Raw genomic sequence first — 7,808 nt, 5'->3', positions numbered from 1 at the left:
CGCTGGAGCAGCCGCACGGTCTCGGCGGTTGCGCCGCCGGCGCTCAACCCGCCGTCGATCAGCAGGGCGTCGGCGGCCCGTGAGACGGCGACGCTGGCGCCGAGCAACGCGGCGAGATGGGTCTCGAAGCGCGGGATGTCGTCGGCCCGCAGGGTGACGCCCGCCGCCATGGCGTGGCCGCCGCCCTTGCTCGCCAGACCGGCCTCGACGCAGGCCCGGACGGCCAGGCCGAGATCGGCCCCGGGGATCGAGCGCCCGGAACCGGTGGCGCTGCCGTCGGGCCTGATCGCGAACGCGAAGGCCGGCCGGTTGAAGCGTTCTTTCAGTCGCGCCGCGATCAGCCCGACGATGCCCGGATGCCATGCGGCGTCCCCGGTCACCAGGACGGCGCGTGCCGGATCGAGGGTCAGGGCGCGGTCCATCTCGGCTTCCGCCTCCGCCACCGCATGGGCCTCGATGGCCTGACGCTCGCGGTTGAGACGGTCGAGGTCCGCGGCGATGCGGGCGGCCTCGGCGGGATCCGCGGTGGTGAGCAGGCGCGCCCCCAGCGCCGAATCCCCAATCCGGCCGCCGGCATTGATCCGCGGCCCGAGCACGAAGCCGAGATGCCACGCTTCCGGCGGCTCGCTGAGCGAGGCGGCGTCGAGCAGAGCGGCCAGGCCGGTCCGGCCCCGGTGGCGCATCACCGTCAGCCCCTGGGTCACGAAGGCGCGGTTCAGGCCCACCAGCGGCACGACGTCGGCGACGGTCGCCAGCGCCACGAGGTCGAGGGCATCGGTGAGCGCCGGCTCGGGGCGATGCGGCCCGAAGAAGCCGTCCCGGCGCAGGGCACGGTTCAGGGCGGCGAGGGTCAGGAACACCACGCCGGCGGCGCAGAGATGGCCGAGTCCGGAGAGGTCGTCGAGGCGGTTCGGGTTAACCACGGCCCGGGCCGGGGGCAGCACCTCGGCCGCCGCGTGATGGTCCAGGACGATCACGTCGAGGCCAAGCTTCTCGGCCTCCTCCAGCGGGCCGTGGCCGCTGGTGCCGCAATCGACGCAGACCAGTAGCGTCGCCCCCTCGGCTGCGAGCGCGGTGATCGCTGCGACGTTGGGTCCGTAGCCCTCGGTGATCCGGTCGGGAATGTGGATTGGGGCCCGGAGGCCGAGCTGGCGCAGGTAGCCGGCGAGCATCGCGGCGCTGGCCGCGCCGTCGACGTCGTAATCGCCGAACACGGCGACGATCTCCCCGCGCCGGATCGCGCGGACCAGCCGCCGCACGGCCACATCCATGTCGAGAAGCGTATCCGGATCCGGCATCAGGTCGCGCAGGCGCGGCGCGAGATGCCGGGCGGCCTCGTCCGGGGCCACCTGCCGACCGGCCAGGACCCGGGCCAGCAGCTCCGGCAGGCCGTGGGCCTGGACCATCTTGGCGATCTGGTTCTGCACCGCCGGGCCGGCACAGCGCTCCTGCCAGCGCCGTCCGGTCACGGATGCTGAGACGCCCAGGAACGGCGGCGGTTCGGTGATCGGCGAGGCGGTGGCGGCGGACACGGGCGGTACCCTACACCGTGTCGGCCCCGGACGCGCGGGCGCGACAGCAACAGCGGCCGCGCTCGACCGTGAGCCGGCACGACAAAGGGGCGCGCATCGCTGCCCGCCCCTCGCCGAAACCGAACCCCAGGGTGTCTCAGAACGCCTTGAGGATGTTGTCGACCACCTTCTTGGCGTCGCCGAACAGCATCATGGTGTTGTCGCGGAAGAACACCTCGTTCTCGACACCGGCATAGCCCGAACCCATGCCGCGCTTGATGAACAGCACCGTCTTGGCTCGCTCCACGTCCAGGATGGGCATGCCGTAGATCGGCGAGGCTTTGTCGGTCTTCGCGGCCGGGTTGGTGACGTCGTTGGCGCCGATCACGAAGGCCACGTCGGCCTGCGGGAACTCGCCGTTGATGTCCTCCAGCTCGAACACCTCGTCGTAGGGCACGTTCGCCTCCGCGAGCAGCACGTTCATGTGGCCCGGCATGCGGCCCGCGACCGGGTGGATGGCGTACTTCACGTCGACGCCCTCCTTCTTCAGCATGTCGGCCATCTCCCGCAGGGAGTGCTGCGCCTGCGCGACCGCCATGCCGTAGCCCGGGACGATGATCACCCGCTCGGCGTTCTTCATGATGTAGGCCGCGTCGTCGGCCGAGCCCTGCTTGACCGGGCGCGTCTCGACCTGACCCGGGCCGGCGGCCGCCGTATCGCCGCCGAAGCCGCCCAGGATGACCGAGATGAACGACCGGTTCATCGCGTGGCACATGATGTACGACAGGATCGCGCCCGAGGAGCCGACCAGCGAGCCGGTGATGATCAGAGCGAGGTTGCCGAGGGTGAAGCCGATGCCGGCCGCCGCCCAACCCGAGTACGAATTGAGCATCGACACGACGACGGGCATGTCGGCGCCGCCGATCGGGATGATGAGCAGGCCGCCCAGAGCGAAGGACAGCAGCACGATCAGCCAGAACACTGCCTTGCTCTCGTTGCCGATGAACAGGGCGATCAGCACCACCAGCGCCACCGCGATGCCGATGTTGATCAGGTGCCGCTGGGGCAGCATGATCGGCTTGCCGGACATCCGCCCGTCGAGCTTGGCGAAGGCGATGACCGAGCCGGTGAAGGTGATCGCACCGATCGCGGCGCCCAGCGCCATCTCGAACAGCGACTGCTTGTGGATGTGGCCGTTCTCGAGGATGCCCACCGCCTGCGGCGCGTAGAGGGTCGCCGCGGCGCCAGCCACGGCAGCCAAGCCGACCAGCGAGTGGAACGCGGCCACGAGTTGCGGCATCGCCGTCATCGGGACGCGCTTGGCGATGACCGCGCCCGCGCCGCCGCCGATGCCGATGCCGAGGATCACGAGGATCCAGGCGCCGAAGCCGGCCGGCGGATGGCCGATCAGCGTGGTCAGCACGGCGAGCGCCATGCCGATCATGCCGTAGAGGTTACCCTGCCGCGACGTGGTCGGGTGCGAGAGCCCCCGCAACGCCATGATGAACAGGACGCCGGCGACGATGTAGAGAAGGGCGGAGACGTTCTGGGACATCGTCTCAGGCCTTCTTCTTGTACATGCCGAGCATGCGCTGGGTCACGAGGAAGCCACCGAAGATATTCACGCTGGCCAGCACGATGCCGATGAAGCCGAAGGCGCGGGCCCAGCCGGTGCCCTTCTCCATAAGCGGCACGCCGGCCGCCAGGAGTGCGCCGACGATGATCACCGACGAGATCGCGTTGGTGACCGACATCAGCGGGGTGTGCAGCGCGGGGGTCACGGACCAGACGACGTAGTAGCCGACGAAGATCGCCAGCACGAAGATGGCGAACTGGAAGATGAAGGGATCGACGGCCCCGCCGGTGGCGGCGCTGATCCCATGGCCCATCCCGGCCGCGATGGCCTGGGCCTGGTCGGCCGCGTTGCGGGCGACATCGGCGGCTGCGCGCGCCGCGTCGGCCAGGACGCGGGTCTGATCAGCGGCCTGATCGGGAGGGACGACAAGGTTTGCCATACTGCTTCTCCTCGCGATCGGTCTTCAGCGGGCGTCGGACGGGGCCGGGGCGGGCTCGGCCTTACCGGTCTCCGACTTGGCCAGACCCACGGCGGCAGCTTCCGAGGCCGGTCCGTCGGTCTTCGCCTGGAACGAGGCGTGGACCACGGAACCGTCACGGGTCAGGTTGGTGGCCTTCACCAGCTCGTCGTCCCAGTTGATCGCCAGCGCCTTCGACTCCTTGTCGATCAGGGTCTCGACGAAGGCGTAGAGGTTGCGCGCGTAGAGGCTCGACGCCGTTGCGGCGAGGCGCCCCGGCACGTTGGTGTGGCCGACGATCTTCACGCCGCGATCGGTCACCACCACCTCACCCGGCTTGGCGCCCGCGACGTTGCCGCCGCGCTCGACCGCGAGATCGATCAGGACCGAGCCGGGCTTCATCGAGGCGACCATCTCCTCGGACACCAGCTTCGGGGCCGGACGGCCGGGGATCAGCGCCGTGGTGATGACGATGTCCTGCTTGGCGATGTGGCCCTTCACCAGCTCGGCCTGCTTGGCCTGGTAGCCCGCCGACATCTCCTTGGCGTAGCCGCCCGCGGTCTCGGCCTGCTTGAACTCGTCGTCCTCGACCGCGACGAACTTCGCGCCGAGGGACTCGACCTGTTCCTTGGTGGCGGGGCGCACGTCCGTGGCGGTCACCACCGCGCCCAGGCGCCGGGCCGTGGCGATCGCCTGGAGGCCGGCGACGCCGACGCCCATGATGAACACGCGGGCCGCCGGCACGGTGCCGGCCGCCGTCATCATCATCGGCATGGCGCGGCCGTACTCGGCAGCGCCGTCGACGACCGCGCGATAGCCGGCGAGGTTCGCCTGCGAGGAGAGCACGTCCATCACCTGCGCTCGGGTGATGCGGGGCATCAGCTCCATGGCGAAGCCCGAGACGCCGGCTTCGGCCATCGCCTTCAGCGCGGGCTCGTTGCCGTAGGGATCCATGATCGCGACCACGGTGGCGCCGCGCTTGAGCAGCGACAGCTCCTCTTCGGCCGGCCGCCGGACCTTCAGGACAAGGTCGGCATCCCGTGCCGCGTCGGCGGCGCTGCCGGCGATCTCGGCCCCGGCCGCCTCGTATTCGGAATCCAGGACCCCGGCCTTCTGCCCGGCCCCCGCCTGCACGGTGATGTCGACACCGAGCGCCTTGAACTTTTTGACGGTCTCCGGGACCGCGGCCACCCGCGGCTCCGCAGAGTCCGTCTCGGACAGCACAGCGATGCGCATGCGAGGCTTCCCCTGGATAAGCTTGGCCTCCCGAATGCGCGAACCGGCACGGCTTTTCGAGACGCGAATGAAGATTGCGCTGATGGAATAAGTGGGAATGTAACCCGCGGGCTGCCGACAGGACAGCCGCGCTTCAACGCGTCATCGAACCGCTCGTCACAATCAGGCGCGCGGTTATCTTCGCGCGATCAGGCGAAGGCCAGGTAGAGGAACAGGAGAATCGCCACCACGAGGGGGCCGCGCCAGCCGATCGCGGGGGCCAGCGCCCCGACGGCGCCAGCGGCACCCGACACGATCACGCTGAGGATCGCCAGCAGCCAGGCTTCGCGGATGCCGCCCACGGCGAGGGCCAGCACCCAGCAGATCACCACCCCGGTGCCGATCTCGACGAAGCGAACGAAGCCGCGATAGGTCTGCTCGTGGGTGCTTGCGTCCATCGCCGGGCTGTAGGTGTGCCCGCCCACCGTCTCACTCTCGGCCATCGTGCGCTCGTTTCCCTTGGATGCGACTTCTTGTGGTCGCATTGGGATGTAGCTCAAGCGTTTTCCTGCCGCAATCGGACGCACGCAAGTTGATTGCCCCCTCGGTGGACTCCCGAAGGGCCAACTAGGCCGGCATCGGCAATCCGGCCTGGGTCAGGATCTGACTCTGCCGCTGCGCCAGCTCCTCCAGCGAGAAGTGCTCGATCTCGGCCTCGAACAGCTGGTGATAGTTCAGCTCCGAGCGGAGATGGAGGAACACCGCTCCGAGGCCCACGGCGGCGCGGTCCATGAACACGAACTCCTGCGGCACCGTCACCGGGCCCCGCTCCTTTAGAGCCTGGTGCACCTGGAACGCCTGACTCCGGCCGTACTCGCCCGGCTTGACCCCATCGGCCACGGTGCGGGTGCGATCCTCCAGGAGCGGGCCATAAATGAACCGCGCCCAGATGTTCAGGATCTCGATCTTCTCCTTGTCGAGGTTCTTGAAGCCCCAGACCTCGTAGGCGTGGACGATTCGCGCGCCATCGTCCTCCAGCAGGCCCCGATACAGATCGACGACGCCGCCGACGAAGCGGGGATGGAAGATCCGCACGCAGCCGTAATCCAGCAGGTTGATGCCGGCCGCCTCGCCGCCCTCGGAGAAGACCGTGTAGTTGCCGAGATGCGGGTCGCCGTGGATGACGGCCGCACGGCTGAACGGGTGCCACCACGCCTTGAACATCGACTGCGCGATGCGGTTGCGAACCTCGACGGGCTCCTCGGCGAAGCTCAGGATCTTGGCGCCGTCGAGCCAGCTCAGGGTGAGCAGGCGCTTGGTCGACAGGTCCGGATAGACCCGCGGCACACGCACGGCGTCGATATCCTTGAGGACCTCGCCGTAAAGGCTGGCGTGCTTCGCCTCGTGCTCGTAATCCAGTTCCTCGCGGACCCGGGCGCCGATCTCCTTGGCGATCTCGCGGGTATCGAGCCAGCTGTTCATGCGCCGGTGAAGCGCGAAGGCGATCTCGAGCTGCTTCAGGTCGGCCTCCACGGCCGATTGCATGTCGGGATACTGGAGCTTGCAGGCCAGCAATTCGCCATCCGTCGTGGTCGCCCGGTGGACCTGTCCCAGCGAGGCCGCGGCCGCGGGCTTCAGGTCGAAACTGCCGAATCGGCCCTGCCAGCCGATCCCCAGCTCGGATTGCATCCGGCGCTTCACGAATGCGGCGCCCATGGGTGGCGCGTCGGCCTGGAGCTTCTGGAGTTCCGCCGCGTATTCGGGCGGCAGCAGGTCGGGAATGGTGGCCAGAAGCTGCGCCACCTTCATGATCGGGCCTTTCAACCCGCCGAGAGCCTGCGCCAGGGCCGCTGCGCTGGTCGTCCCCTCCTTGCCGAACAGCCGGGACATCGCCATCCGCGCGGCGACGCCGCCGACATTGGCGCCTACGCTGGCGTAGCGGCCCGCGCGGGCGGAGAAGCGATTGGCTTCGCGGTCGGTCTCGGCCATTGTCCAGGATCTTCCTCGGTGCAGACTTGGACATAAGCCTTCGCCGGCGGCGCACCAGAGCGCCGGGTCGCTGCGCCGCGGCGTCTCAGCCGGCCGGCCAGTTGTCTCGGATCCAACGGGTCAGGCCGGATTCGTCGATCTCGCCCGCCGCGAGGCCGAGGATGACGGCAGTCGCTTCCGCTTTGTCCGGAGCAAACCGCACATTGTTCAGCAGTAAGAAGCCGAGCATCGCCAAGAACCCGGCGCGTTTGTTACCATCGACGAACGGATGATTGCGGACGATGCCGAAAGCATAGGCTGCAGCAAGTTCAGGAAGCTCCGTACCTTCGTAGCGCCACCGGTTGATCGGACGGCCCAATGCCGATTCGAGTGCGCCCGGATCCCGGATCCCGGACGCCCCGCCGAAGATGCGGAGCTGTTTCGCGTGTGCGTTGATGACGTCAGCGGTCGTCAACCATTCCGGTTCGTCATCGGTCCGATCCTCGATCATTTCGCCAACTCGGCGAGAGTGTTCCGGTAGCGATCCATGATGTCATCCATGATCGCTGCCACCTTCTCGGCGTGGCTTCCGTTTGGCTCAGCGGGCATCTCCCAGATCGTGCCGGACTTGACGAATTTCGCTTTCCGCACGCGGCCACGGCGCTTTTCGCCACGCGCGTCCCGAGCGATGCGGAATCCTCGTGCCGTTAGTAGATCTCCGATCAATGCGCCGGTCGATTGGATCGCGTGATTACGTGTCGCCGGATCAAAACTTTCGATGATCGGCTCGATGTCCCAAACCACCGCCTGCACGGCCGGGATCTCCAGGCGGCTCAGCAGTTCGTATTGCGGGATTTTTTCGGGACCGGTCAGGATCCTCCTGATGGCGGCGGCTTCGGGACGGTCGAAGAAGGCGGCATGACTTGCGTTCATGAGAATCTCCTAGAGACTCATGTAACGGCTTAGCGGCGTCAGTCAACGTTGCGCAGCGCAACGTTGGAGGGGGCCGCGGAAGAAAAAGAGGCAAAAAAACAACAAGACCAACAAACCCCCGCAAAAACCCCACCCCCAAAGGACCAAA

General features: G+C 68.1%; 8 protein-coding genes. All 8 read right to left on the bottom strand.

The window, feature by feature from the left end:
• The coding region (gene recJ, locus FV228_RS15185) for a single-stranded-DNA-specific exonuclease RecJ (RefSeq protein ID WP_147855386.1) at window positions 1-1,532 on the bottom strand (1,532 nt) is incomplete at its 3' end.
• A 136-nt stretch (window positions 1,533-1,668) separates the two neighbouring features.
• Window positions 1,669-3,066, bottom strand: a complete 1,398-nt coding sequence (locus FV228_RS15180) for an NAD(P)(+) transhydrogenase (Re/Si-specific) subunit beta (protein ID WP_147855385.1) — start codon at window positions 3,064-3,066, stop codon at window positions 1,669-1,671.
• Between the two features lie 4 nt (window positions 3,067-3,070).
• Window positions 3,071-3,526: a proton-translocating transhydrogenase family protein gene (locus FV228_RS15175; RefSeq protein ID WP_147855384.1), complete on the bottom strand. Its 456-nt coding sequence runs from the start codon at window positions 3,524-3,526 to the stop codon at window positions 3,071-3,073.
• 24 nt (window positions 3,527-3,550) lie between these two features.
• Window positions 3,551-4,780 (bottom strand): Re/Si-specific NAD(P)(+) transhydrogenase subunit alpha, encoded by a 1,230-nt coding sequence (locus FV228_RS15170; protein WP_147855383.1) that lies wholly within the window; start codon window positions 4,778-4,780, stop codon window positions 3,551-3,553.
• Between the two features lie 188 nt (window positions 4,781-4,968).
• A complete protein-coding gene (locus FV228_RS15165) occupies window positions 4,969-5,262 on the bottom strand; it encodes an aa3-type cytochrome c oxidase subunit IV (protein WP_147855382.1) in 294 nt (97 codons plus the stop codon).
• Window positions 5,263-5,386: 124 nt separating this feature from the next.
• The gene (locus FV228_RS15160) at window positions 5,387-6,748 is read right to left on the bottom strand and encodes an AarF/ABC1/UbiB kinase family protein (RefSeq protein ID WP_147855381.1); all 1,362 of its coding nucleotides are present in this window, start codon (window positions 6,746-6,748) and stop codon (window positions 5,387-5,389) included.
• An 85-nt stretch (window positions 6,749-6,833) separates the two neighbouring features.
• On the bottom strand, window positions 6,834-7,238 hold the full coding sequence (locus FV228_RS15155; protein ID WP_147855380.1) for a type II toxin-antitoxin system death-on-curing family toxin: 405 nt from the start codon (window positions 7,236-7,238) through the stop codon (window positions 6,834-6,836).
• The gene (locus tag FV228_RS15150) at window positions 7,235-7,660 is read right to left on the bottom strand and encodes a hypothetical protein (RefSeq protein WP_147855379.1); all 426 of its coding nucleotides are present in this window, start codon (window positions 7,658-7,660) and stop codon (window positions 7,235-7,237) included. Before FV228_RS15150 ends, FV228_RS15155 begins: the two co-directional genes overlap by 4 nt.
• Between the last annotated feature and the right edge of the window lie 148 nt (window positions 7,661-7,808).

This window comes from Methylobacterium sp. WL18 (assembly GCF_008040015.1).
In the GTDB taxonomy this organism is placed as follows: domain Bacteria; phylum Pseudomonadota; class Alphaproteobacteria; order Rhizobiales; family Beijerinckiaceae; genus Methylobacterium; species Methylobacterium mesophilicum.
This window is presented reverse-complemented; position numbering and strand designations above follow the sequence as displayed.

Bases quoted from the DNA above. Each gene is read 5' to 3' on its own strand.
- FV228_RS15150 (WP_147855379.1), bottom strand. From the start codon at position 7,660: ATGAACGCAAGTCATGCCGCCTTCTTCGACCGTCCCGAAGCCGCCGCC.
- FV228_RS15180 (WP_147855385.1), bottom strand. From the start codon at position 3,066: ATGTCCCAGAACGTCTCCGCCCTTCTCTACATCGTCGCCGGCGTCCTG.
- FV228_RS15155 (WP_147855380.1), bottom strand. From the start codon at position 7,238: ATGATCGAGGATCGGACCGATGACGAACCGGAATGGTTGACGACCGCT.
- FV228_RS15165 (WP_147855382.1), bottom strand. From the start codon at position 5,262: ATGGCCGAGAGTGAGACGGTGGGCGGGCACACCTACAGCCCGGCGATG.
- FV228_RS15160 (WP_147855381.1), bottom strand. From the start codon at position 6,748: ATGGCCGAGACCGACCGCGAAGCCAATCGCTTCTCCGCCCGCGCGGGC.
- FV228_RS15170 (WP_147855383.1), bottom strand. From the start codon at position 4,780: ATGCGCATCGCTGTGCTGTCCGAGACGGACTCTGCGGAGCCGCGGGTG.
- FV228_RS15175 (WP_147855384.1), bottom strand. From the start codon at position 3,526: ATGGCAAACCTTGTCGTCCCTCCCGATCAGGCCGCTGATCAGACCCGC.